The 26,519-nt window shown below is 43.2% G+C and carries 17 protein-coding genes; 5 read left to right on the top strand and 12 right to left on the bottom strand.

Features of this window, described 5'->3' with window-relative positions:
- Positions 1–18: 18 nt before the first annotated feature.
- Complete coding sequence (def, locus tag ACQKL5_RS19110; RefSeq protein ID WP_427610445.1) at positions 19–597, bottom strand: peptide deformylase; 579 nt, start codon at positions 595–597, stop codon at positions 19–21.
- A gap of 254 nt (positions 598–851) precedes the next feature.
- On the opposite strand from def, the gene ACQKL5_RS19105 reads away from it, so the two are divergent.
- Positions 852–2,582 (top strand): AAA family ATPase, encoded by a 1,731-nt coding sequence (locus ACQKL5_RS19105; RefSeq protein ID WP_427610444.1) that lies wholly within the window; start codon positions 852–854, stop codon positions 2,580–2,582.
- A 306-nt stretch (positions 2,583–2,888) separates the two neighbouring features.
- On the opposite strand, the gene ACQKL5_RS19100 is transcribed toward ACQKL5_RS19105, so the two are convergent.
- The 9 genes from ACQKL5_RS19100 to ACQKL5_RS19060 all read right to left on the bottom strand — a co-directional run bounded on the left by ACQKL5_RS19100 (position 2,889) and on the right by ACQKL5_RS19060 (position 18,554).
- Positions 2,889–4,238 (bottom strand): MFS transporter, encoded by a 1,350-nt coding sequence (locus ACQKL5_RS19100; protein WP_427610443.1) that lies wholly within the window; start codon positions 4,236–4,238, stop codon positions 2,889–2,891.
- A gap of 70 nt (positions 4,239–4,308) precedes the next feature.
- A complete protein-coding gene (locus tag ACQKL5_RS19095) occupies positions 4,309–5,022 on the bottom strand; it encodes a 4'-phosphopantetheinyl transferase family protein (RefSeq protein WP_427610442.1) in 714 nt (237 codons plus the stop codon).
- Positions 5,023–5,436: 414 nt separating this feature from the next.
- The gene (locus ACQKL5_RS19090) at positions 5,437–5,658 is read right to left on the bottom strand and encodes an MbtH family protein (RefSeq protein ID WP_427610441.1); all 222 of its coding nucleotides are present in this window, start codon (positions 5,656–5,658) and stop codon (positions 5,437–5,439) included.
- Between the two features lie 18 nt (positions 5,659–5,676).
- Positions 5,677–12,846: an amino acid adenylation domain-containing protein gene (locus tag ACQKL5_RS19085; RefSeq protein WP_427610466.1), complete on the bottom strand. Its 7,170-nt coding sequence runs from the start codon at positions 12,844–12,846 to the stop codon at positions 5,677–5,679.
- 35 nt (positions 12,847–12,881) lie between these two features.
- The gene (locus ACQKL5_RS19080) at positions 12,882–13,793 is read right to left on the bottom strand and encodes an isochorismatase family protein (RefSeq protein WP_427610440.1); all 912 of its coding nucleotides are present in this window, start codon (positions 13,791–13,793) and stop codon (positions 12,882–12,884) included.
- Between the two features lie 20 nt (positions 13,794–13,813).
- Complete coding sequence (locus ACQKL5_RS19075; RefSeq protein ID WP_427610439.1) at positions 13,814–15,448, bottom strand: (2,3-dihydroxybenzoyl)adenylate synthase; 1,635 nt, start codon at positions 15,446–15,448, stop codon at positions 13,814–13,816.
- A gap of 20 nt (positions 15,449–15,468) precedes the next feature.
- Positions 15,469–16,686 carry an isochorismate synthase DhbC gene (gene dhbC, locus ACQKL5_RS19070; protein WP_427610438.1) on the bottom strand — a complete coding sequence of 406 codons (1,218 nt, stop codon included), beginning with the start codon at positions 16,684–16,686 and terminating at the stop codon, positions 15,469–15,471.
- A gap of 55 nt (positions 16,687–16,741) precedes the next feature.
- Positions 16,742–17,527, bottom strand: a complete 786-nt coding sequence (locus ACQKL5_RS19065) for a 2,3-dihydro-2,3-dihydroxybenzoate dehydrogenase (protein ID WP_427610437.1) — start codon at positions 17,525–17,527, stop codon at positions 16,742–16,744.
- Between the two features lie 154 nt (positions 17,528–17,681).
- A complete protein-coding gene (locus tag ACQKL5_RS19060; RefSeq protein ID WP_427610436.1) occupies positions 17,682–18,554 on the bottom strand; it encodes an alpha/beta hydrolase in 873 nt (290 codons plus the stop codon).
- A 420-nt stretch (positions 18,555–18,974) separates the two neighbouring features.
- Between ACQKL5_RS19060 and ACQKL5_RS19055 the strand changes: the two genes are divergently transcribed.
- Genes ACQKL5_RS19055 through ACQKL5_RS19040 form a run of 4 tightly spaced genes read left to right on the top strand, consistent with a single transcriptional unit; the run spans position 18,975 to position 22,831 of the window.
- The gene (locus ACQKL5_RS19055) at positions 18,975–19,943 is read left to right on the top strand and encodes an iron-hydroxamate ABC transporter substrate-binding protein (RefSeq protein WP_427610435.1); all 969 of its coding nucleotides are present in this window, start codon (positions 18,975–18,977) and stop codon (positions 19,941–19,943) included.
- A gap of 22 nt (positions 19,944–19,965) precedes the next feature.
- Positions 19,966–20,973 (top strand): FecCD family ABC transporter permease, encoded by a 1,008-nt coding sequence (locus tag ACQKL5_RS19050; RefSeq protein WP_427610434.1) that lies wholly within the window; start codon positions 19,966–19,968, stop codon positions 20,971–20,973.
- A 28-nt stretch (positions 20,974–21,001) separates the two neighbouring features.
- Entirely contained in the window at positions 21,002–21,994 is a 993-nt protein-coding gene (locus tag ACQKL5_RS19045) for a FecCD family ABC transporter permease (protein WP_427610465.1), read from the top strand.
- Positions 21,995–22,009: 15 nt separating this feature from the next.
- Positions 22,010–22,831, top strand: coding sequence for an ABC transporter ATP-binding protein (locus ACQKL5_RS19040; RefSeq protein WP_427610433.1), 822 nt, complete (start codon positions 22,010–22,012; stop codon positions 22,829–22,831).
- 51 nt (positions 22,832–22,882) lie between these two features.
- On the opposite strand, the gene ACQKL5_RS19035 is transcribed toward ACQKL5_RS19040, so the two are convergent.
- Positions 22,883–26,008, bottom strand: a complete 3,126-nt coding sequence (locus tag ACQKL5_RS19035; protein WP_427610432.1) for an MMPL family transporter — start codon at positions 26,006–26,008, stop codon at positions 22,883–22,885.
- Positions 26,009–26,473, bottom strand: a complete 465-nt coding sequence (locus ACQKL5_RS19030; RefSeq protein WP_427610431.1) for a MarR family winged helix-turn-helix transcriptional regulator — start codon at positions 26,471–26,473, stop codon at positions 26,009–26,011.
- Between the last annotated feature and the right edge of the window lie 46 nt (positions 26,474–26,519).

Genomic DNA, 26,519 nt, shown 5'->3' with positions numbered 1-26,519 from the left:
AGGCTTTGCCCTTTTTCTTTATAAACTTTTCACTTCTACATTTTCAGGAAGTTTGAAAGGATTCTCTGAGTTGATTCGATCATAAAACATCATGCCATTTAAATGGTCGAGTTCATGTTGAAAAACAATGGCGGCAAAACCTTTCAACCGCATTTCAACTTTCTCTCCCTTACTATCTAATGCTTTAATTTTCACCCGTTCATAACGTGGCACATATCCTTTAATATCACGGTCGACAGAAAGGCAGCCTTCACTTTGAGGTAAATAAATCATGCTTGCCGAATGGCTCACAATTTTTGGGTTCACTAAAGCATATTCGTATACCTTTCCTGTTTCATCCGGAAAATACATGACGAACATTCGTTTATTCAGACCAATTTGATTGGCTGACAAGCCTACCCCTTCACGCAAATTATATTTCTTTTGAAGTTTAGGATCCTGGCTGTTCTTTAAATATTGCATCATGCATTCTAACGTTTCACGATCTTCATCTGATATGGGCAGGCTAACTTCATCCGTTACCTGACGCAGAATGGGATCTCCTTCTCGAACAATATCCTTCATCGTAATCGTATAGTCTCTCATAAATTTAGTCATAAAAGTTCAACTCATCTACCTTTTTATTTTTTCATAACTTAGACCACTTCACTTTAGCATTTCATTTTTAAAAAGTCTATCCTGCAGGTTAACGCTTGATTGTCTACTCCCCGACTCTTTCCTTATAAAAACCGAACCACTATCCTATATGTTGCATAATTCCATTAATTACCTTTATTTTTAGGTAATTATACCTATGGATTACACGTTTAAAAATTTTATACTGTATATATATTCTTAAAGGAGATGAAATATTGAAATCGAACTCAAAATTGGTTTCGAAGTTGCTGCCGTTCTTAACGGCTTTCATTGTGATAATTGGTGTTATATCTTGGTATGCGGTAAATCAGTCAAAAGACATAGTCATTCCCTTCTCTTCCATTGAAAAAACGATTCAGGCCCAAAAAGGTGCCCTTGTCTCCATTGAAGAACAACGAAATGGAACACTTCATATCATCACTCCAGAAGGAAAATATGTATCCAACGTCCCTCCCAACAGTCAATTGGTCAACAAGCTAGTCGAAACCTATAATGTTCGCTATTCATTTTCATCTACAAACAAGACTGCATTATGGATTTTAGGCGGGTTGCTGGCGGCTTTAGTCACAACCGCAATAATTATACAGAAGAAAACGAAAAATGGTTTACGTATTGGAAGCAAGAAACAAAGCATTTCTGCTCCTAGAGCCCTTCCTGAAATAACCTTAGCCGATATAGGTGGTTTGCAACCCGAAATCAAACAAGAAATCTTGCAAACCCTCACTACTCTAAAAGAACCGGAACGTTCGGCCAAAATTGGAATTAAACCTCCTCAAGGCATATTACTATACGGCCCTCCAGGGACCGGAAAAACATTGTTAGCACAAGCTATTGCTAAAGAACTTGGGGCCAACTTCTTCTCGACAAGCGGATCGGCTTTCAATGAAATGTTCGTCGGAGTCGGTGCAGCTCGTGTACGCAGCCTTTTCCAAAATGCCCGAAAACAGGCACCTGCTGTCATTTTCATCGACGAAGTGGACGCTCTGGCTGGTAAACGGAAGGCCCAAGGCGGAGAAGAAGCCGAAAAAACACTGACTGAACTTCTAGTCCAGTTAGATGGGGGCCATTCAAACGAAGGAATTTTGTTCGTGGCTGCCACAAACAGGAAGGACATGCTCGATGAAGCATTTCTTCGTCCAGGCCGGATTGATTTCTCCTTCCAAGTGCCGCTCCCTGATACAAAGGGAAGAAAAGAAATCATTGATATCCATACAAAAGGAAAGAAACTTGCAGCCGAGGTCCTTACTTCCTTGGATGCAATAGCCGAAAGTACATCCGGATTTTCCGGGGCAGACATACGCTCTCTGTTTGAGACAGCTTCCCGTCATGCCCTACGAAATGAACAGGAAATGATTCGTAAAGAGGACCTTGATTATGCCATTGACCGTACTGTTCTTGGAGCCACTTCACGTACGTTGAACGACTTGGATACAAAACGTCGAGTGGCCATTCATGAAAGTGGACATGCCCTGATTGCTGCTCTTACTAAACCCGGTTCTGTTCGGAAAGCGACCATCATTCCCCGTGGTGAAGCCCTGGGATATGTTGCACCGATACCGAAAGAACTCCATCTGGCTACGGCAAGTGAATTGTTAGATCAAGTTAAAATGATAGTGGCTGGTGGCGTTGCTGAAAGAATGTACTTAGGTGAGCACAGCATTGGCGTAGGTGGCGATGTTCAACAGGCCAAGCATCTACTTGAACAAATGGTCGATACCGGTATGCTGCAAGATGGCTTCACCTTAACTTTCAATAAAGGTGAGAAAGAACAAAAAATGCAAGCACTTTTCACCCAGGCAATCCAAGAAACAGAAAAATTAATCGATTTAAACCGACCACAATATGAGGAACTTGTAGAGGCCCTGCTGAAAAAAGAAACCATTGACGGCACGGAAGTTCAAAATATCGTGGATGCTCACGAGGCAAAGGTTCTTTCGTTTTCCTAATGACCTTTTGAAAAATATAGCAAAAGAACCCATGTTGATCTACCTGTTCAACATGGGTTCTTTATTTGTTCTGCCTTTACGACTACAATCCATCGAACAGTATTTGTTCGACTCATTCCGTGGCTTATAAGCACGATTACATACTTTGCAGTTTCTTATAGGGAATTTTATATAAGCCTTTCCTTTGCAGAATTGAGAGCAATACTTAGCATTTGCATTGTAACTTTTGAAATTCTTGTCACACACTTGGCAGGTATATTGTGCCAATCCCACCCCTCCTTAACGCATTTAATAAAAGATACTTTTTTAGTCGATTTTCCTGTATCCATTTACCACTGGCCCTAATTCCAAATTCTTTGTGCTTTTATGTTTATTTTGCACAAAACTGATCGATATCGCTGCAATAAAAGCGGGAATCGCAAAGCTAAGAAAATTGATATAAAGAGGGAACTTCCATTCTATTAATAGCCCACCGATTGTCGGACCCACAATGGCTCCGAACCTCCCTATACCTAATGCCCACCCCAGCCCTGTCGATTTTATCTGTGTTGGATAGAACATGGAGATGTAAGCATTATTTAAATTTTGCGATCCTATTGTCGCAGCGCCGGCTATCGCAACCAAAACATATAGAAAAAGGGACCCTGGCTTAAACCCAAGTAAGACCAAACAGACTGCCCCAATACTGAAGTAACTGATCAACACTCGCTTTGATCCAATTCGATCCGCAAGCCAACCGCCGCAAATCGAACCAATGATGGCTCCAATGTTCAAGCAACATAGAAACAGCAAACTAGAATTCAATGGATACCCCGCTTCAATCATCAGCTGAGGCAACCATGTACCCAATCCATATACCATCAATAATCCCATAAAGCATGCAATCCAAAACATGATGGTGGACCTTCCCCGCTGCTTTTCGAATAGCTTGACGACAGGAACGCCAGATGTTGATAAATTCATGATGAATCGGTCTGTGTCATGTGGTATATAGCAAGGATCTAAACGAGCCACTATTTCTTTGGCTTTTTCATGCTCTTCCTTTTCTACATAATAATAAAGAGATTCAGGTAAGTATTTAATTAAGAAGGGAAGGGCTAATAACGGAATGGTCCCTATGAAAAACATCCATTCCCATCCTAATTCTGGAATGACCTTCATTCCAAAAAGAGATACCAATATACCACCGATCGAATAACCGCTGAACATGATACCTACCATCATATTCTTAATTGACTTAGGAGAATATTCAGAGGTAAGCACAACTAGTAATGGCGGTATGCCTCCCAATCCGAGACCTGCTAGAAAACGGTAGATTGCAAAATCCACTGGTCCTTTAGCTAAACCAGTTAATAAAGTAAACGTACCAAAGAGGGCCACACAAGTAATGATTACTTTCTTCCTCCCCACCTTATCCGCTACGACTCCACAAACAAGCGAACCTATTAAACCGCCTACCAATGTCAAGCTTCCTATTAATCCTAAAATGCTAGGGGCAGTCCCCCATTCTTGGCTTAAGGTTGGAATGACAGATCCATAAACAACTAAATCATAGCCATCAAAAAGGATAAGGAAAATACACCATAGTAAAACAGATAGATGAAAAGAGTTAAATTTACTCCCTTCAATAACCTCTGCAACGTTAATTTGTTTCAATTTTCATTCCTCCAGATGTAATAGAATCTATAACCAGACTTTGGCCAAATATGCCAACGTCGTCACATATTCAGGAATGACAGCTCAGACTCTCGCATAATTCTTGAAAAGTGACGCATATGGGTTGCCTTCTAAACTGGTGTTCATTAGCATGGTGGGCACAAACAGACAGGCTGTACTTACTGGCTACCTTATACTGCTTGCATATGTAATCCATAATCTGTCTTTCTGTATGTAAATCTGTTATCTGAACGGATCCATTGTTATGTTTTTTCATAGAAAAATCCTTTAGTGGCTTGGATAAGCCCTCTCCAATGGCTTTAACATAACTTTCTTTCAAGGTCCAAATATCATAAAATGTAGCAAGGCCCTCATCCTTAGCATTCAGCAGGTCTTGATACTCTTCTTCTGTAAAAAGTTCCTTAGCAAGGGGCCAATCATAAGGTCCTATGTACTCTATATCAACTCCCACTGCATCATCATGGACAGCACACACCACATATTCTCCGGAATGAGAGATATTATAGTGAAAAGAAGGGTGCTCCACCAAAAATGGCTTGCCATAATCATTGGTTTTAATTTTCAGTTCCCTGCCTATCGAACCGTATCGTTCTTTTAATGCAAAACGGACTAACAAATCACCTATCAAGGAACGGTATGCATCATCAATCTTCACGAATCGTTTCAATCGCCCCTGTCTTTCTTTCGAGACATGAAAGAGTAAGTCGTCTATAACCGTACTTTCTCTGCTCTCAGGCAATTTACAATAATATAATTCAATCATCCACTATACCGCCCTTCATTCTCTTTATCTTCTATTAAATAGATTTTACTTGGGACAAATAAATAGGGGCCGCTGAATAAAATTACAGCAACCCACTATTTTCTTGCATATCCATCAGGAATTTTTCACTTACTGGCTGTAACTGTTTCCGTCTCGGGAATTTCTCTTGTTTTCTGATGTGGCAGTAGGCTTTTAAAATCGTCTTTCTTCAAACTCAACAGATGATTAGACCAATCACAAGAAAGAGTACTGAACCAAGGAGAGCAATTGGATAAGATGCTACATCAATCAGTCCCATCCCATTAGTACTCATCTCACTTGTTCCCAATACCCCTAAAACACTGGCTAATATAGCTACCCCCTACAGCGGAACCATACACACGACTAATTTAGGGTTATGGTGTATGCGCAATGCTAGTTTGTTCCATCGATACCTGATACAAGCTTTAGGCTCTTAGGCTGAAGGTCTTTCCAGTTCGCATTAATAAATTCCAAGCAATTCTTTCTGCTTTCTTTTCCATAAATAGCGGACCAGCCTTCTGGTATGTTCAAAAAGGCGGGCCAAAGAGAATGCTGGCCTTCTTCATTTATCAAAACTTTATATGTACCATTTTCATTTTCAAAAGGGTTGGTCATTCGGTATCTCCACCTTCTTTAATTGATTGCGTAATTTTTCATCTTCGACAGCTTGTTGGCTATCACTGCTCCGATTTCTGCAAGTGGCTCTGGTTGGCACATATCCTTATGACGACATTCGATATCATGCTGTTCAATCAGTCCACTTATATATGGTTTCCATGTATCCGTAGAAATGCCAGGGAACCATCCTGGTAGAATCGTTGATTTAAAGAACAGGACGTTACCATTGAACACTCCCGGTTCGTATTCACCCATAATCCGAACGGAATTCACATAGGTTTCTTTCAAGTTAAGGATCGTTTCTTCTTCCAAACTAGCCAATGCACTTCCGTCCTGGCGCAAAATTTCTATGGCACGAGCATCGTCCAATGGTTGGTCTCCTAAACTATCAGGATCATATCCTCCCAAAGCAAGCAGGGCAATCAAGGCTTCCTCATCATCAGGAGCATCCTTAGAAGGTAAAAACTGACTTGGATATGCATCCAGAATGGCCACAAGTTCGATCTCTTCTCCCTCGTTTTGCAGTTGGGTAACCATGGCATGCACGACATTCCCCCCCAGTGACCAACCCAATAAACGGTAAGGGCCTTCTGGCTGGACCGTGCGGATATGTTCGATATAATCCGCTGCCATCTCTACCAGTGTTTCCGGATAGCGATCACGCTCGGAAATGCCCCGAGCTTGCAGTCCATATATCGGGTAACCTGGACCGAGAGCCGTCATTAGCCCAGCATAGCACCAGCTCAACCCTCCGGCTGGATGTATACAAAACAACGGAAGCTCCTCTCCATTTTTGCGAAGTGGCAATAAGACATCCAAAGCACTCTGACTCGATCCCATTTTAAGCCTTTCAGCTAGGCCAGCAACTGTCGGCGCTTCAAATAAGTTCCCAATGCCCAATTCAACGCCAAGCGCTTCACGTATTTTACTCATCAGCTGGACGGCAAGCAGGGAATGCCCTCCCAGATCAAAGAATCCGTCATCGATTCCAACCTGTGGTACACCGAGTACATCCATGAAAAGATTACAAAGGATTTCCTCTTGCGGTGTCCTTGGTCCACGCCCTGATACGGCTGCACCGAAATCTGGAGCGGGCAACGCCTTTCGATCTAGCTTTCCATTCGCCGTCAATGGTAAATCCGCCATTGATACGAATGCAGATGGAATCATGTAATCTGGAAGGCTTGCTGCAACATACCGACGTAATTCGGCTGAATCGAACACCGCATTTGTTGCCGGCACAGCATAAGCCACCAATCGCTTATCACCTGGCTGATCTTCACGAACGATGACGGCAACTTGTTCCAAATTAGAGCACTGAGCAAGTCTTGCCTCAACTTCTCCTAGTTCAATACGGAAACCGCGAATCTTGATCTGGTGATCGGCTCGTCCCATATAATCCAATGAACCATCCGCACGCCACCGGGCTAAATCTCCAGTCCGATACATCCTGGTTCCTGAAGGACCGAATGGATTCGCTATAAAACGCTCTGCCGTCAAACCATGGCGTCCAAGATACCCGCGGGCCAAACCAGCCCCGGAGACATACATCTCCCCAGTTACTCCTCGAGGTACCGGTTGTAGACTTTCGTCCAAAATATAGACCCCAAGATCCGGTATGGCACAGCCTATGAGACTGTTCGCCTTCATGGAGGTGACTTCCCTATTAAGTTCCAGGTAGCTTACATGGACGGTCGTTTCCGTAATGCCATACATATTAATTAACTGCGGCGCATTTTCTGGATGACGGCTATACCAATCCTCCAAGCGACTAAGTTCAAGCGCCTCCCCGCCATAAATCACATAACGCAATGCAAGTTCCTCTCCAAGTTCTGGCTTGTTACGGTCTGCTTGCATTAACTGATAAAAAGCGGATGGCGTCTGGTTAAGTACCGTAACTCCTTCCATCACAAGAAGCTGCAAGAATTCTTCAGGTGAACGGCTGATTGCATGTGGTACAACGACAAGCCTTCCACCATGAAGGAGAGCACCCCATATCTCCCACACCGAAAAATCGAAAGCATAGGAGTGGAACATCGTCCAAACATCATCCGAATTGAAATGATACCAATCTTCTGTCGATCCAAAGAGCCTGGTTACATTCTGATGAGGAATGACTACCCCTTTTGGTACACCCGTTGAACCTGATGTATAGATAATATAGGCTGCATTTAAAGGTGATAATGGCCGTTTCCGTTCACTATCTAGCGGGTTATCCGTTGAATATCGCGACATTTCCACTATCGTGCTCGCATCGTCCAATACAATTTGTTGGATATCGTGCAGATCCGGAAGACTGGTTGCCACACTGGAACTTGTAAGAACATAGCTAGGCTGAGCATCTTGAAGCATGAAAGTCAACCTGTCGATTGGATATTCTGGATCCAGAGGCAAATAAGCTGCCCCTGCTTTTAGTACAGCAAGTAAACCTACCACCATCTCCAATGATCTTGATGTCGCTAATGCTACAAACTGCTCCGCTCCTACCCCTTTAGCCATTAGCATATGGGCAAGCTGATTCGCCCTTTTGTTTAACTCTTCATATGTTAGGGTTTTATCTTCATATACGGCAGCAATATTGTCTGGATACCTGATCACTTGTTCCTCAAACAACGCAGTCAGACACGCATGAGGTACTTCTTTTCCATGCTGATTCCAGTCCACAAGGATTTCTTGTCGTTCCTTTGGTGCCAATATTTCCAAACGGCCGATTTTCTGATTTGGCTCCGTCACAGCACTTTCCAATAACCGCAGGAATCGATTAAGCAACAACTCGATTGTCTCAGGTTTAAATAAATCTGTGCTATATTCAAGAAGCCCACTCATCCCATCCGGTTTACCTGTGTCATCATGCATTTCCCGAATCTCAATCGTCATATCGAATTTTGAAGTCCCCACACTATATAGCTCTAGGTTGGAGTGAATGCTCGGAAGCTCCAACTTCGGCTCAGGCGTATTCTGCAGGGCGAGCATGATTTGGAATAATGGGTGCCTAGATCGTGAACGAGGCGGATTCAATTCTTCAACCAACCGTTCAAAAGGCAGATCTTGATGTTCATATGCATGTAAATCGACATTCCGCACCCTTTCAAGAAGTTCACGGAAAGTAGGATTCCCTGAAGTATCCGTACGTAGCACCAGGGTATTCACAAATAACCCTACTATATCGCTCAACGCATCGTCACTTCGCCCTGCAATCGGACTCCCAATTGGAATGTCCGTACCCGCACCAAGGCGCGTAAACAGGGTGGCAAGTCCCGCCTGCAATACCATGAATAAGCTGACATCATTTTCACGGGCCACTTCCATTAATCTCTGGTGCAAGACTGACGGAATGGTGAATCTAAAGGTTTCTCCTTTATAACTTGGTTCTACTGGGCGAGGGTAATCCATTGGCAAGTCCAACTGATCTGGGAGATTGGCCAGTGCCTCTTTCCAATAATCCAGCTGTTCTATCACTAAACTGGCTTCATCACTCTCTTTTCCCAATAACTCTTCCTGCCAAAGTGCATAATCTCCATAGTGTACTGGAAGAGGTGGCAAGTCAGGAATCTCTCCAAGAGCCCGCGCTTTATAGGCTGCCGACAAATCCCTGGTAAGTGGTGTGAGGGACCATCCATCCGCTACTATATGATGTAATAGTAAAACTAAAACGTGCTTGTCCGGTCTCACCGTGAAAAGCTGCGCATAAATGGATGGCTCCACAGCAAGATTAAAGCTATAACGTGCGGCAACTGCAATCTCCGCATCCAAATCCGACTCATTTATTCTTGTTACTAACAATTCCACCCGTGCTTCAGAAGGGTCGATGATACATTGATGAACATTCCCCTCTGACACTGGAAAAATAGTCCGCAACGTATCATGGTGAGCAACGAGGTCATTGATTGCACGCTCGAGTGCATTCGTATCCAAATCACCCGATAATTCTATAACCAATGGAATATTATAGGTTGGGCTAGGACCTTCAAGACTGTGTAGGAACCATAATCTCTTTTGGGCAAAGGAAAGAGGTATCCTCTCCGGCTTGGCGGTTTTTTTCACGGGCAATCGTGCACTTTTCCCATTAGAGAGCTGTTTGGCAAGGCCCGAGACGGTCGGCGCTTCAAAAATCTTCCCTATGCCCAGTTCCACTCCAAATGTATTGCGTATACGAGCCATCAGAGTGGAGGCAAGGAGTGAATGGCCACCTAAATTGAAGAAACTATCATCAATTCCGACTCTTGATAGACCCAGAACCTCGGCGAACAACTCACTCAAGATTTCTTCTTGAGGTGTTCTCGGTGCTCGATCTGAAATCAGAGAGTAAAGATCAGGAACGGGCAATTCTTTACGATTAAGCTTCCCATTGGGAGTTAGCGGTAACTCTTGCATCTTAACGATCGCAGATGGGACCATATAGTCGGGTAGACTACTGCCAACAAACTCGCGAACCTCCCCTGTATCCACTGTTGAATCGATTGAGGGAACAATATAAGCCACAATTCGTTGATCTCCGGGGCTATCTTCACGAACAATCACGGCTGCCTGATCAACCTCGGGATGTTGAGCGAGCTTCGCTTCAATTTCCCCAAGCTCCATTCGGAAACCACGTATTTTGATTTGATGATCAGCCCGGCTAATATAATCCAGGGAACCATCCACTCTCCAACGAACCAAATCGCCTGTACGGTACATTCTGCTTCCCTTAGGACCATTCGGGTTGGCAACAAAACGCTCTGCTGTTAAATCCGGGCGACCGAGGTACCCCCGGGCTAGCCCTTTCCCTGCAATATATAATTCGCCAATGATTCCGGGAGGGACTGGTTGCAAGCCTGCATCGAGTACGAATAGCTGCGTATTCCATAGCGGTGTACCTATGGATGGCATACCTGTCTGACTGGAATCCAACTTTTTAGAGGTCGACCATATCGTCGTTTCAGTTGGCCCATATAAATTGGTTACTTCACACCCTAATTCCTTTAATGCAGTGGCTAAGCTAATGGATAGAGCCTCCCCTCCAACAAGTACCTTGAGCCCCTTAATTACATCTGGATAATTGGTAACCATGGCATGCCAAAGCGTTGGTGTCGCTTGCATGATGGTAATGTCATGTTCGGTAATGATGTTTGCCAAAGCCTTGGGTTCTTGAATCTTCTCCTTGGCAGCAACGACGCAGCTGGCTCCATTAAGAAGTGGCAGGTATATTTCTAAACCGGATATATCAAAAGCGATGGTAGTAACCGCCAAAAGTCTATCCTCTTGATTCAAAGAAAAATGACTTTGCATGGAAGAAAGGAAGTTAATCAAACTTTCCGATTGAATGACCACACCTTTTGGATTCCCTGTGGACCCTGATGTATAAATCATATACGCAGGGTTAAGCGGTGATATGGCTCCATTCCTTTTTACGTCATCCACATTCCCATCAGAATATTTCCCTGTTGTAAGAGCACTCTCTTCCTCTTCCAATATGATGAGCTCCGTTTCACCATCATTTGACAGTTTCGAAGCAAGTTCTCGATTAGTAATGAGGCAAATAGGCTTAGCGTCTTTCAGTATGTAATCGATGCGATCGGTTGGGTAATCCGGATCAATGGGTAGATATGCGGCCCCTGTCTTTAATACACCCAACATGACCACCACCATGTTAGCCGAGCGTGGTAGGGCAATCGCCACGAATTTTTCCGGTCCTAAACCTTTTTCCAAGAGAAGATGGGCAAGTCGATTAGCGCGCTTATTCAGTTCGTCATAACTAAGGACATTCACTTCATCGACCAAGGCTGTTAGATATGGGCTTTTGGCTGCTTGTTTTTCGAACAATCCCGGCAAGTTAACAGGTGCTATCTCCTCATTCGTTTGGTTCCACTCGTGCATGACCCTCTCCCGTTCTTCCGGTAAAAGCACGTCAAGGTCCCCTATACGGTGGACCTCTTCTGAAGTGGCCACCTTCTCGAGCAACCTTAAGAATCGGTTATGATGAATGCCTAGCTCTTCCAAATCGTACACTTCCGGGTTCGCATCCAAATCGATCCTTAGTCCATTTCCATCAGACTTGTCATATATGTTTATCGATATGTCATCGACGGGTCCTGTAGCCAGTTTATGTGTAATCCCATGATTACCGGCAAAGTCCAGTCCATAGTCAAAAGGCATGACATTGATTTGTGGACCGAACAATCTTTGATTATCACCAAGGAGCTTAAGGTCACGACGAAGCTCTTCGTGTCTGTAATTTTGATGGCGACGAATATTACGTACTTCGCTTGATACTTGCTTCACTAACTCCTTCAAGGTCATATCCGGTCGGACGGTTAAACGAAGTGGTAGTAAATTCATCACCATACTCGGAATATTGATTGAAGCAGATCCTAAACGTCCCATCATCGGTAGGGAGAGGATGACATCTTCCGTGCCCGTCAGACGATGAATATATACAGCGGTGACAGCCATGGCCACTTCATGCCATGTCCCCGAATATGTACGAGCATTTTTTTTGAAAGACTGTGTGGCAAAAGATGATAAATATCCTGTTTGGCTAAGAAAACCGTTAGACGTCCTAGGAGCGCGTTCGGCAAGGCTCATGACTTCCGGTTGATCAGCAAAACGCTCCATCCAAAAATGACGGTCCGCTTCGAATTTTTCGGATACTCTATATTGTGCGTCTTCTTCCAGAAGCTTAACGAATGGACTAAAGGCTCCATCTTTACAGGGTTGACCTTGGACTAGAGCCGTATATAGTTTCGACACTCGTTGCGATAGTAGTGAAAAACCAAAGGCGTCCATGACAATATGATGAATCCGCTGATACCAGAAATACCGCTCCGCTCCTACCTTAAACAATGCTTGAGAGTATAGACTATCCGTTTTTATGTTAATGGGATGAAGCAGGTCTTCTTTCATCCATTGCAAAGCCTTCTCTTCAGGATTATATTGATTACTCATATCCATGAAGTGAAACGGGATATCATTGGCCTCATCCAAGACTTGATAAGGTCCATTTTGATTTTCCCCAAAGTGGATGTGTAAACTCTCAGCCTCCCTCACTGCCTGGGTTAAGGCTTCTTCAAACTTACTTATTTCGATTTTCCCTTTAATTTCGATGTATTCACCGGTATTATAAATCGGGTTCTCCGGCTCTAGTTGCTGTGCAAACCATATGCCGGACTGCGCACCGGACAATGCCCAGCGGGTTTGATTCTCCATATTACTCACCTCATCTACCTCCTTTTCACCTCAGATCAAGCTAAAACTTTTTGGGAAGACAGCAGGTTCCACCAATCAGCAATTGTCGGGTTTTCAGCCATTTGCATAAAATTAATTTCTGCTCCTTTTCCTCTTAAAATTTCTACAAGGCTCATCATGCGAATGGAGTCCATCCCTCTGTCGACTAAATCCTCGCTATCATCGATCCCTTCTGAAGGGTCTTCACCAAGAAGTTCAAAAATCAGCATTCTTAAGTCATCTAATGACAAATCCGTTCTTTGCTGCGTCGCAACAGATGATGAATCTTCACTGACCTGTAATTGATCAAGCAACTGAAGTGTTGAGATGGTAAACGCACATCGTTCCGCTGCATATTTCAAAGCCATTTTATGCTCTTCCAACGAAAAATCGGCTACCGCATCTGCCACTAGGAATGACTGTATATCTTGCATAAACGCTTCGCTTGCGGTTAAAAGGCATCCGATATGTGCATATACTCCGCAAATAATAAGTTGGTCACGCCCCTGTTCCTCCATTAATTCCAGAAGATTGGTTCTTTTGAATGCGCTATATCTCCATTTAGTCAGCACGATGTCATCATCAGACGGCGCAACATCACCCACGATACTTGTTTGATTTGGGTCATCATCGAGCCCAGTCCCCCAAAAATCTGTCAGGAGCGCACGATCCTTAGGATTTTGATCGCCCGGTTGTGCCGTATAAACAACCGGTATGCCTAATTCCGCACAACGATTTTTAATGGTTGTTATGTTCTTCAACAGTTGCGGTATAGGCGAATCATTTTTTTCATAAAAATCAATGAAGTACTGCTGCATGTCATGAATGAGAAGAACTGTGCGTTTCAGTTCCACCTTCCACTCAACCTTGTTTTTCGGTAAATCAGATTCAGTTGGCATTACATATGGTGTGATAGCAGGAATAGCCATCAAATCACTCCTTCATCCTTTTATTTTATTAATGTCGTTCGGCGTTCCTTTAACTTCTCGGAAATTATGTGACGCAATGCTTTTTTACTCACTTTTCCTAGTGGGGTTTTTGGAAAAGTCTCGATGAATTCCACACGGTCGGGAATTTTAAATGTAGCTAAACCCCTGTCCTTCAGGAATTGTTTAAGCTCTCTAGCTTTAGGCGTTTCTCCCCTAGGTATCACGAATGCACATGACCGCTCCCCAAGGTATTCATCAGGCATCGAGACGATGGCTGCATCATGAACGGATTCATGGGCCAGCAGATGGTTTTCCACTTCCTCCGCCGCAATTTTTTCTCCCCCTCGATTGATTTGATCCTTATCTCGTCCTTCAACGACTAAGTAGCCCGAAGAATTTATGCTTACTAAGTCACCCGTGCGGTAAAATCCATCTTTAGTGAAAGCCTTTTCGTTATGTTCCGGTGCCTTGTAATAGCCGCAAATCGTATAAGGGCCTCTTGTCAAGAGTGTCCCTACTTCACCGGGTGCAACTTCCTTATCTTCTTCGTCAACCACACGAATTTCATCAAACTCCGACATTGGACTTCCTTGCGTGTTCACGATAAGCTCATTTGAATCATCAAGCCTTGTATAATTCACTAGTCCTTCCGCCATGCCGAATACTTGCTGTAATTCACATTGGAATGCCGGTCCTACACGACGGGCTGCCTCGGCACTAAACTTCGCTCCGCCAACTTGAAGCACCTGGAGGCTGGATAGATCATCATTGCTTGTCGAAACGGAATCGAGCCATCTCAAAGCAAGTGGTGGTACGAGCGCGGTAATCGTCACGCCATGCTCTTCAATGAGAGGGAACGCTTCATCGGGACTTGGACCAGGTGAAAGAACAACCCGTCCCCCACCATACAACGTGCCAAGAATGCCAGGTGAACTCATCGTAAAATTATGGGCGGTTGGAAGGACCGCCAAATAGATGCTATCTTGATTAATTCGGCAAATTTCAGCACTTACCCGCAAACTGTATATATAATCATCATGCGTTCTTGGAATTAATTTTGATAATCCTGTGCTTCCGCCGGATAACTGAAGGAAAGCAACATCACTGGACTGAACGTTGGTTTCCACCAATTCGGTAGAATCAGCATATAGACTTTCTAACGTCACAAACTCCTCTGCATCCCCCGTTACAATCACATTCAACAAGCTATCATTCTTATTTTGGACGCCACGTGCGAGTGTCCTGTAGTCAAAACCACCGTGCGTATCTGGAATGATGTAGGCAACAGCTTCAGTGAATTCGCAAAAATATCCGATTTCATTGCTGCGATGGGAAGGAAGAGCATATACAGGAAGAGCACCGATCCTGAATAAAGCGAAGATGACTTCAAAAAACTCCACGACATTAGGAAGCTGGATGACGACCCTATCATTCTTCTTTATTCCTAACTTTTGAAGGCCGGCCGCCAACCGATCGGCACGACTATCCAACTCTGCATAAGTCAGGTTTCTTTCCCCTCCCGTAATGGCAATCCTATCGCCATGCTCCTTGGCACGGTCACGTAGCATGCCGCCGAAAGTCTCCCCTTTCCAACAACCTTCTTGTCTATATAAATCAGCCAATTCCTTAGGCCACGAAGTATAACCTTCTAACATTTCTTTCCCCTCCATGCCGTTTACTTTGATAAATCCGTATCCATCCCCATTGCGCGAAGCATGGTTTGAAACTTAGCGGAAGTTTCGGCAAGTTCTTCTTCCGGTTTTGATTCTCCAACCACTCCGGCCCCGGCAAATAAACGAAGCGCCTTTTCTTCCACTTCTGCGCATCGAATCGTGACGATCCATTCACCGTCACCCTTTGCATCACACCATCCAACCATTCCCGTAAAATAACCCCGGTCGAAAGGTTCAATTTCCAGGATGGATTCCCTTGCCTGTTCAAACGGCGAACCGCAAACGGCAGGAGTCGGATGAAGGGCAATCGCAAGTTCTAGAGAAGAGGTTTCGGGATTGGCAAGTTCCCCCTTCACTTCCGTCGATAGATGCCACATTGTCTCTGTACTTATGACCGATGGGCTTTTGGGAACTTCTATCTTTTTGAAAAATGGACGAAGTGCTTCTGCCACTGCCTCCACTACGACAGCATGTTCATGTAAATCTTTTGAAGACGAAAGCAATTCCTTTGAACGTCTTTGATCTTCCACTGGATCGTCACTTCGCGGTCGCGAGCCTGCCAACGGATTAGCCACCACGTGTAAGCCAGTTCTTGAAACAAGTAGTTCCGGGCTTGCACCGATTAATGTTTTGGAGCAAAGGCTTGAATCTACGTTCTCTCCCAAATCAACGGCAAATGTATAACCTGTTGTATTTTGTCTTGCCAGGTTATGAAGCAGCTCGTTGATATTTACACTGTCCGAAGATGTAAGTTGCAAGGACCGGGCCAATACGATTTTGTCCAACTGGCCACTTGCTATATGGGCCAGCCCTTTTTCGACGCCATTTTTATACTGATCGGGTTCGGGAACGGAAATGATATCGTATGTAGGAATAGAATCGGTCTCTAGTGTTCTACCAACCCCATATTCTTGTGAAAGTGCAGATACATGTACGGTTTCAGGCACATGCAGATGAGCAGGCTTTTTATAATCGAATGGGATTGCCCCCGTGACGATAGGATTGTCATGCCCAAGCTCTTTTGCCTGCTCCAACGCAGCTGCAACCCTGTTAGCAAGATCTTCCATCTGGTTCTCTTTTTCTTCATTTCTCGGAACAGTCCTCATTGAACCTTTTCCTAATAGGGTTTGGTTCGGGCTTGATAGGAAGAAGTCACCAACTTGGTAGTCATCCAGCAAAGGTTTTTCCAGTACAGTAGAATTATATGGTTGCTTCGTCATTTGCTTAACCCCTTCGTTATTGAATAGTCTGATATTATCGTGGATATTCGTGCGTTTAGACTCCTAGTGTAGCTCCACCATCCACAAGAAGATTACTCATGGTAATATGATTTGATTGGTCGGATATGAAGAAGAGAATGGCATCCACAATGTTCGAAGGCTCTGCCATTTTTCTAAGTGGGATTCCTCCTTTAAATACTTCAGGGGTGCCGTCGATCACCGATTTTGGTCCATTATCCCCTTCCCATAAAGACCACTGCATTTCCGTAGCAGTCGAACCAGGAGCAACTATGTTGCAACGAATATTATGCTGAGCTAATTCCAGTCCTAAGCACTTGGTAAACATGGTGGCCGCCGCCTTGGATGCTGCATAGGCCGCTAAGTTGATTCGTGGAACACTCGCCGCATTTGAACCCACTGTAACGATGGAACCTTTTTTACGGGATATCATATGATTACTCACGGAACGAGAGACATTGAAAACGCCCGTGGAATTAACGGCAAAGGTCCTTTGCCAATCTTCATCACTATATGACTCGATTAGACCCGGACTAAGTACCCCAGCTACATTCACCAATATTTCTATCGGTCCAATTTCACGCTCTATGGTATTAACGATGCTATCGATTGCAGAACTATCACTCACATCGGCTGTAAACCCATATACATCTAACCCTTCCGACCTCAAAGCGTCTACGTGCTTCCGTAATTTATCCGTTTGGAAATCTACTGCCGCTACAACAATGCCAAGCCTAGCTAAAGATTGGACCACTGCACCTCCAATGCCTTGTGCTCCTCCTGTGACTAGTGCAACTTTGCCCTGACATTCCTCAAAGTACATGCTTAACTCTCCCCTTCTTGATAAGATAACCTAGTTGAACCGCGTGCTAGGTTATCATCAATAATGATAATCATTATCATTTGAATTCTACAGGTAATGTTATACATGTCTACATCCATGGTCAATGGGTATTCGTTGATTTGCTAAGAAAGACCTATTCCATGACCGGACTATTAGCACTAAGAGCAAAACGCAATCCTTTGTTAATTAATGGGGGTAAAACAGAAACATGGTTTTCCTCTTCGAACTCCTTGAATTTTACGTATAGACCACTTTTCACGGAACTCCTTAACCGTTCGGAAAGTTCTAATGCATTTTCGTTCATGCCGCTTTTGTGTCTTTTTTCGAATTCTCCCACACCTACAAATAAGGAAATTCTCCTATTATCCATTTTCAAACGTTCCAGGAAGGGATTCTCTTCTTCATGGAACCATTTCTTATTCCAATGGATTGATGGGCTCCCTGCGATATACGTTTGGAAAGCATGAGGCTTGCTAAATAAGGTATAGAGGGTAAACAATCCACCTAATGAATGACCAAGTAGCGATTGCCTGTCCCGGTTAACTTTAATGGAATTCATAATCTCAGGCTTGAGGTCTTCTTCAATGAAATGCAAGAAATTCTCTGCTCCCCCATGCTCAGGCCAAGTTCCTCCATCAGGTCTTTTTGGCAACTCCGAAAAATCAACGGGTAGGGTGAAATCATAATAGCGAGCGTCGGAAAATGCACCTTCTACCGGATACCCAATCCCAACGATAACGGCGGGTACAATCCCTGTCTTTTCAGGTCGCCTTGATTGCAAACGCATTGCCTCAACAATGGTTCCAAAAACCGAATTGGCATCAAGTACATAAATGACTGGGTAACCTTCTGGAGGCTCAGCCCCTTTTGGTTGATAGACGAAAATTTGGTATATGCGCCCTCCGTTGCTAGATTTCATCATGAATTGACTTGTTCCTTTTAAAACGACTTCGTTAGCTTCCCTATAACTGCCGGCTAGTATTTCTTCGCATTTTTCATTCTCCATACGCGTTCATTCCTCCCATATCTTTTCCTCAACTTTTAGTCTTCTTCCTTCACTTACCGCTTATATCCCTGGCTCGCCAATTGATAGTGAAGTAATTTTCCCCAACTGATAATATTTCTCATTTAGTTTAGCAACTCTGTTAAATTTTGCAACCATACCTACACCTAAATGTCTATCTATTCCAATAAGATCCAAGATTGAATTTTATTTTTTTACAAAAATACCATTGATAATTTTACTCATTACCTATATATTGAATATTGCATGATAATGATAATCGTTATCATTCTTTATCTAACTAAAACTTACTAGATTCCAAGTTTATTAGGTAACGATCATATATTGACTGCTAGAATACACCTACATATTGTTCGAAACATGTTTATTTTTAAATAATTTAGGAATAAGGGGAGTCAAAGGATGAGGAAAAAATTAATGGTACTTGGTATGGTGACTGTTTTTAGTATGGGACTTGGAGCTTGCGGCAATGCCGATGAAAGTTCGGGGGATTCTTCTAAGAAAGGAACGGTTACAGAAACAAAGAAGCAAGAGACACAAAAGGTAAACTATCTTGGTAAGGAATATACGATTCCTTCTGAAGTTAAAAAAATTGTGACAGCAAGTTTGGAGTCAATGGAAGATGCAGCTGCATTAGGAGTTAAACCAGTGGGTGCTATAACTGTGGGTGGAAAACTTCCAGAATATTTGGCAAAAGACCTTGAAGGGGCAGAGTCGATTGGTGAGAAGATGCAGCCAAACTATGAAACAATTCTCGGTCTTAAACCAGATGCTATCATGTGGACATCCAAATCCGACGGTACGGTAACAGAAAAAATGGAGAAAGTGGCTACAACATTCCCTTACTCACATATTTCTACTGATTGGGAGGACAACTTACGTTTAATGGCCAAGCTTTCCGGCAAAGAAGATGAGGCTGAATCCATCATCTCTCAATACAAAGAGGAAGCTGAAAAAGCAAAAGTAGAAATCGGCGAAAACCTTAAGGATAAAAAAGCATTGGTCGTGAGAGTAAGAAACGGTAGTCTATTCCTTTATCCTCAAGATGTATACTTCAATCCAGTTTTATATGCTGACTTGGGATTAACTGTTCCTGAAGAAATTAAACCAGTCAAAGCACAAGAAATGATTGCCTTAGAGAAATTTGCTGAAATTAACCCGGACTATATCTTCCTCCAGTTCTCAGAAAGCGAAAATGCTGAAAAGCCAAAAGCTTTAGAAGAACTGGAAAGCAACTCCATCTGGAAGAGCATTGAAGCTGTCAAAAATGATAAGGTGTTTGTGAACTCTGTGGATCCTCTTGCACAAGGTGGAACAGCGTGGAGTAAAACGGCATTTTTAAAAGCTGCAACCGAAAATTTAGCTAAATAAGCAGTAAGGTGCGTTGATTGATATGGCAAAAATAAATTCATTACCAATAATAATTCTATGTATGGCACCCATCCTCATTATTTTGACAACCATTTTGTCTATTCTCTATGGTGCAAAAAATATAGACTTTATAACAGTATGGAATGCATTTTTGCATTATGACCCAGAAAACGTCGATCATGCTATTATAATCACTTCTCGATTACCAAGAGTACTTGGTGCCCTTCTTGTTGGGGCATTTCTAGCCATATCAGGAGCACTTATGCAGGGGATGACAAGAAACTATCTTGCATCCCCTTCAATTATGGGTGTGACCGATGGTTCTGCATTTGTCATTACACTTTGCATGGTGTTCGCTCCTGGCATGTCCTCTTTCCATATGATACTTTTTTCGATGCTTGGATCTGCCTTAGGCGCCGGCATAGTTTTTGGTTTTGGTTCATTGTTACATAATGGCTTATCCCCGGTCCGTCTAGCCATCATCGGGACGGTAATCGGGACGTTCTTGAGTAGTATATCGGCTGCGATAGCCTCCTACTTCCAAATTTCCCAGAGCGTTAGTTTTTGGTATAATGCCAGATTACATCAGATTATTCCTGACATTCTGACACTCTCTATCCCCATTGGAGCAATAGGCATCATCCTAGCTTTAATCATTTCCAAGTCCATCACCGTTCTGTCTCTGGGCGATGAAGTCTCCATTAACTTAGGACAACGTACGAAACTTGTTAAGATTGTTTCCCTGCTCTCCGTCGTATGCCTAACAGGCATTGCTGTGGCACTCGTAGGGAAGATAGGATTTATCGGATTGATCATCCCACATATCACGCGCTTTTTAATCGGAATCGATTATAAATGGATCATTCCCTGTGCTGGTGTAATCGGTGGAATTTTCTTAGCATTATGCGATGTAATAAGCAGGTTTGTGAATTACCCATTCGAAACGCCGATTGGAGTCGTCACCTCCTTGATTGGCATCCCTTTCTTCCTTTATTTGATAAGAACGAAAGGAGGAGAAAAAAGTGTATAATACTTCATCAAAGCGCTTGGTCATTACAATGACATTCGGAATATGTTTAATCATTGTGGCAAGTTATTTAAGTTTAGTGAGCGGTACTTTCGATATGGCCATCTTGGATGTTGTGCGGACGTTATTCCGAATAAACCCGGTCGCAGACTATGACTTAGTCATTTTTGAGTTCAGGCTGCCCCGTATTATCATTGCTGGCTTAGTGGGCCTTGCGCTAGGCATTGCAGGGGCTGTCATTCAAGGTGTAACGAGCAATGGATTGGCCGATTCAGGTATTTTAGGAATAAATGCAGGGGCCGGTACCGCCATCGTCATCTTCATGTTTTTCTTTCAAGGAACATATATCGGAACAGGTGCGGATTGGCTGTCCATCATGAGTATTCCGTTGTTTGGATTAATTGGGGGAATTATGGCTGCCCTAATCATTTTCCTTTTTTCTTGGAAAAATGGGTCCCTTGATACAAGTCGCTTTTTACTGACGGGAATTGCCATTAGCTCTGCATTTGGAGCTCTTTCGTTATACATATCTTTGAAGATGAAATCCTCGGATTTCGAAATGGCTACCGTTTGGATCTCAGGCAGTATTTACTCTGCCAACTGGAAATATATCGTCGCCATGTTACCCTGGTTAATCATCCTAATTCCCATCATCATCAAGAAGGCCTATTTATTAGATTTGTTTCAGCTGGAACAAACAAGCATAAAGAGCCTTGGAGTTTCCGTAGAAAGAGAAACATCGATTCTCTTACTCGCAAGCATCGGTTTAGTGAGTGCGTGTGTTTCCGTCTCAGGTAACATTGGATTTATCGGCTTGATGTCCCCACATATTGCTAAACACCTTGTCGGGATCCATCACAAACATGTACTTCCCGTATGTGGTGTAATCGGTGCCTTCTTGGTAATCGTTTCCGACTATATAGCAAAAACGGTATTTGCGCCGGCAGAATTGCCGGTTGGAATCGTCATTTCCATTATCGGAGTTCCCTATTTCCTTTATTTATTGATAAAAGAAAAAAGATAAAAGGAGAGATGTCCCGTGAGCATTCTAGAGATGGAAAACCTGGAAACAAGTTATGATAAATTCACAGTGTTTAAAGATTTAAATTTGGAAATAAAAGAAGGATTAATCACCACCATCATTGGTCCAAATGGGTGTGGTAAATCTACTTTGCTTAAAACAATAGGACGTATCCTTAAGCAAAAAAAAGGAACCATTTATCTACAGGGGCAGGATTTACAGACGATCCATACGAAGAAAGTTGCTCAGTTGATGGCCTTGCTTCCTCAAAATCCAGTCGCACCTTCTCAATTAAAAGTGGAAGAGCTTATTTCATACGGAAGATATCCACACCGGAACAATGTAAACAAATTAACAAGAGAAGACAAAGAGAAAATTGAATGGGCCATGGATATTACCAAGACCCTCACTTTTCGTGATAGGGAGATTGCCAACCTGTCCGGGGGACAGCGTCAAAAGGTTTGGCTGGCCATGGCATTAGCGCAGGAAACAGGTATTTTATTGTTGGATGAACCCACCACCTATCTAGATATGGCCCATCAGCTAGAAGTGCTTAGCATCGTCGAAAAGCTAAATAGAGAACAAAAAAGGACCATCATCATGGTTTTACATGACATCAATCATGCAGCCCGCTTCTCAGATGAAATAATCACCATGAAAAATGGTGAAATCATCAAAATCGGATCTCCATCCAAAACGATTACACCGGAAGTCTTGAAAGAGGTCTTCCAGATTGATGCCCGGATCATGATAGACCCCTCCAATGGGGCTCCAGTATGTTATGGTTATGATAATATCGTTCAACAAGAAGAAGATAAAGATGTTTATATGGCCAATTAATTCATTGTCGGATTGAACTAAAGGCACCCATCCGGGTGCCTTTTTAATAAATTATTTCTCGGAGCGATCTTGGTTCACGAATGGCCACCAATTCGCTTTTCCGAACGTTGCAACCATTACTGGGATAAACAGCGGTAATATGATGAATGCATATAGAGCCAATCCTACTAATATTAATGTGGCAATCTCTAGAAGTGACAAAACCCCCGCAGGCATCATGGCCGCGAAAGTGCCTCCGAGAATGACAGCCGCAGAAATGATGACCGTTCCCATTTTTCGCATGGATAGATACATTGCTTCTTTTACGGGTTTATCTTTCCATTCATTAAAGCGATCCATCAAGAAAATGCTATAGTCTATGCCGAGTGCAATCAAGATAACGAACGCGAAGAAAGGGACGGCCCAACCGATGCCCGCATACCCTAGAATGTTAACAAAAATCAATTCCGTGATTGCTGCCGCCGTGTAATATGTCAAAACAAGTGAAATGATTAAATAGATGGGCATAATCAACGACCTGAACATAAAGAAAAGAACGATTGCGATGCCAGAAAGCATCCACACCACTGTCTTGGAAAAGTCGGCCTCCGACATCTCGCTCAAATCGTGATGTGTGCTTGTAATTCCACCTATAGCAATTTTGGCATTTTCAAGTTTCGTATCTTTCGTAACATTTTTAACCGCTTCCTCTATCGTATCAATTTGTTCTATGGACTCATTAGAATATGGATTCGTCTTGAAGATTACATCCAGTGTCATCACTTTGCCATCTTCAGATAAATAGGTGTTCAATGACTCCCCAAATTCCTCACTTTCCAACACTTCTTTGGGAATGTACATCCCTGTGACCGTCTTATCGGTTTTGGCAAGACCAGATAAATACCCCTGTGCTGAAGATAGGCCATCATGCACTTCATTCAGGCCATCCGCACTTTTATTTAAGCCATCTTCCAATTGATTAAGCTGACCACCCATGCTAGAAAAGCCATTTAATAGCTCTTGCTGGCCACTGCTTAAGCTTGTTAGGCCCCCTTCAAACTGAGATAGATTTTTAATGACTTCGCTTTGTCCATTGGCCATGGTTGTTAATCCTTTTTGCAAGGTATCCACGCCTGTGATTAACTGGGTTAAGCCTTTCCCCAGGGCTCTTTGTCCGTTCACGATTTCCGCCATGCTTTTATTGGCGGTATTCAGGCCACCAGATACAAGGCCGAGGTTCTTATTGAGTTCCGTTAGTCCAGCTGCCATCGACCCTAACCCGCTCTGCGCCCCCTGGACCGTTTGCTTGATTGTTTGGTAGTTCACATCTTGCTGAAGCTCCGGATTACTAGCTTCCATTTTTTCAAAGGATGCATTCAATCCCTTAAGGCTTTTCGAGATAGTATTAAGATTCGTTTGGATATCTTTGTATCCACTTTTCAGCTCACTTAACCCAGCTGTGGACTGTTGGTACCCATCCAAAAGCTTTCCACTACCTGTAGCCAGTTTTTCTAAGTTTGTCTTAACGTCATTCAGTCCTTTTTTTACATCCCCAGTACCCATAGAACCATCGCGGATACCCGCTTCAATACTCGTTAACGCTGTCTCCACTTGACCGATTCCACTTTTCAATTCATTGGTTCCAGAGATCAGGCCACCAATTCCATCCGTCGCCTTCTTTAAACGCGGTCCGGATTCCGACAGTTCACTACCTGCTGTCTTTAACCCGTCGCTAATCTGTTCTATCCCATCATTGCCTTCCCCAATTCCCTTTTCCAAAGTCTTGGCTTGATTGGAGACAAATAAATCCTCTATGGGCTCACCGGTTGGACGAGTCACAGAACGGACGACATCGACGTCATCCACCTTCGTGATTTCCTCGCTGATCTTTTCGGCAAGACCGACATAATCTTCTGAGTCCATCCGTTCATCATTTTGAATGACGATTTGGGTTGGCATGGATTGACCCGGCCCAAATTCATCGGCAATGATATTGAAGGCCATGATCGAGGGAACGTCATCCCCCGCTTCTTCAAGGGAATTATAAGAGATCTTCCCTTCATACTTGATCAAAAAGGGAACACAGACAATCGCCACTGTAAGTAAAGCCAACAACGGACGATTCAAGGAGAAGTTTCCTAACCTGCCCCATAACTTACTTTCACTATGCTCGAGCTTACCTTTTGATGGCCAGAATAGTTTCCTACCCAATATAGCCATGAAAAATGGAACAATCGTATATAGGGCAAGCATCAGGATAAAGACCCCGATGGCCACGGCAGCGGCTGATTGATATAACTTAAATGTAGAAAAACCTATGGCTGCAAAACCAATCATCACGGTCAAGCCACTGAAGAAGACCGTTTTCCCTGCCGTACGATACGTTTCCACAATGGCTTCCGTCAATGATTCCTGTGTCGATAGTTCCTCTTTGAAACGGCTTAACAAGAGTATGCAATAATCGGTCCCTATTCCGAACAAAATCCCAACCAAGAAAATCTGGGTATACGACGAGATTGGAAAATCCCAACGGTCCACTAAAAAGGAAACAATTGATTGGGAGCACAAATAGGTGAAGCCCACCGTAATCAGCGGAATGAGCGGAGTCACAACTGAACGGAAGACTAGGAGTAATACCACCAATATGAAGATAACGGTGATTCCCTCCGTTTTCTTCAATCCTTCCTGAGAATTGGTATTGAGATCTTCATCGATGATCCAACTGCTTGTATAATAATGTTCAACATCTATTTGATTCAATTCCTTATATAGAGCGTCAATGACTTCTTTTGCCTCACGGTCCCCTTTAACCATGGTGATTGAGGTCAGAATCGTGGATTGATCTTTAGAAACCAACTGTTCTTTAAGGGATGGTTCCTTAAAATGAGTCAGTATTTCTCTAATGCCTAGTTCCGTTTTATTCTTTTCTAGTTTTTGAATTCCCTTTTCAATCTCTTTCCTTTCATCGGAAGTCAACTTCTTATCACTATGGAAGACAAGGGCCACTTGCGATTCATCTTCATCTTGCACTCCTTTTAACAGTTCATTCGCCATTCCGGAAGTATACTCTTTTGGTACATCCAACTGTCCCTTTTCCTTGACGAGTTCCGCCATATTCGGAGCGATGAACAACAATCCAACCGTAATGACGAGCCAAGCAATGATGACCGCCCATTTCCCCTTTATAATCCCTTTCATCTATCTTCCCTCCCCTTTACCTGTCTTCATTTGAATAAAAGTTTGCGAAAGCTTTTCATATGTATCCAGAAAATTAACAATCTCTTCGTATTTAAAATTCCCCATGATCTCCTCTACCAATATATGAATCTTCTGTTCCGTTTCCTGAAATAGTGCCTCACCTTTTTCGGAAAGCTTCAAATGTACGACCCTTCGGTCATCAAGGTCACGAGCACGCTCTATCAAGCCTTTCCCTTCAAGGCGATTAATGCTCGATGTGACCGCGCTTTTATTGACGTAAAAAGCCTCACTAAGCTCGGTTGAAGTACAGTATTGCTGCTGTTCGATGAAACGCAAAGTATAATATTGTTCGTTAGTCAGTACATCACAAATCTCATCTTTAATTAAAAGTTCCCCCATCTTATTCACATAAAAGGAAACCTTCATGTACCGATCAATCAAGTCGGTAACTTTCTTATTACTCATTCTATCCCCCCTAAAAAATTAGTTCAGTTACTTAACTATTTGCCAT

Origin of the sequence: Peribacillus sp. NPDC097675 (genome assembly GCF_050277655.1) — a bacterium.
Classification (GTDB): Bacteria; Bacillota; Bacilli; order Bacillales; family DSM-1321; genus Peribacillus.
Note: the sequence above shows the minus strand (reverse complement) of the source record. Positions and strands in the feature narration are given on the sequence as shown.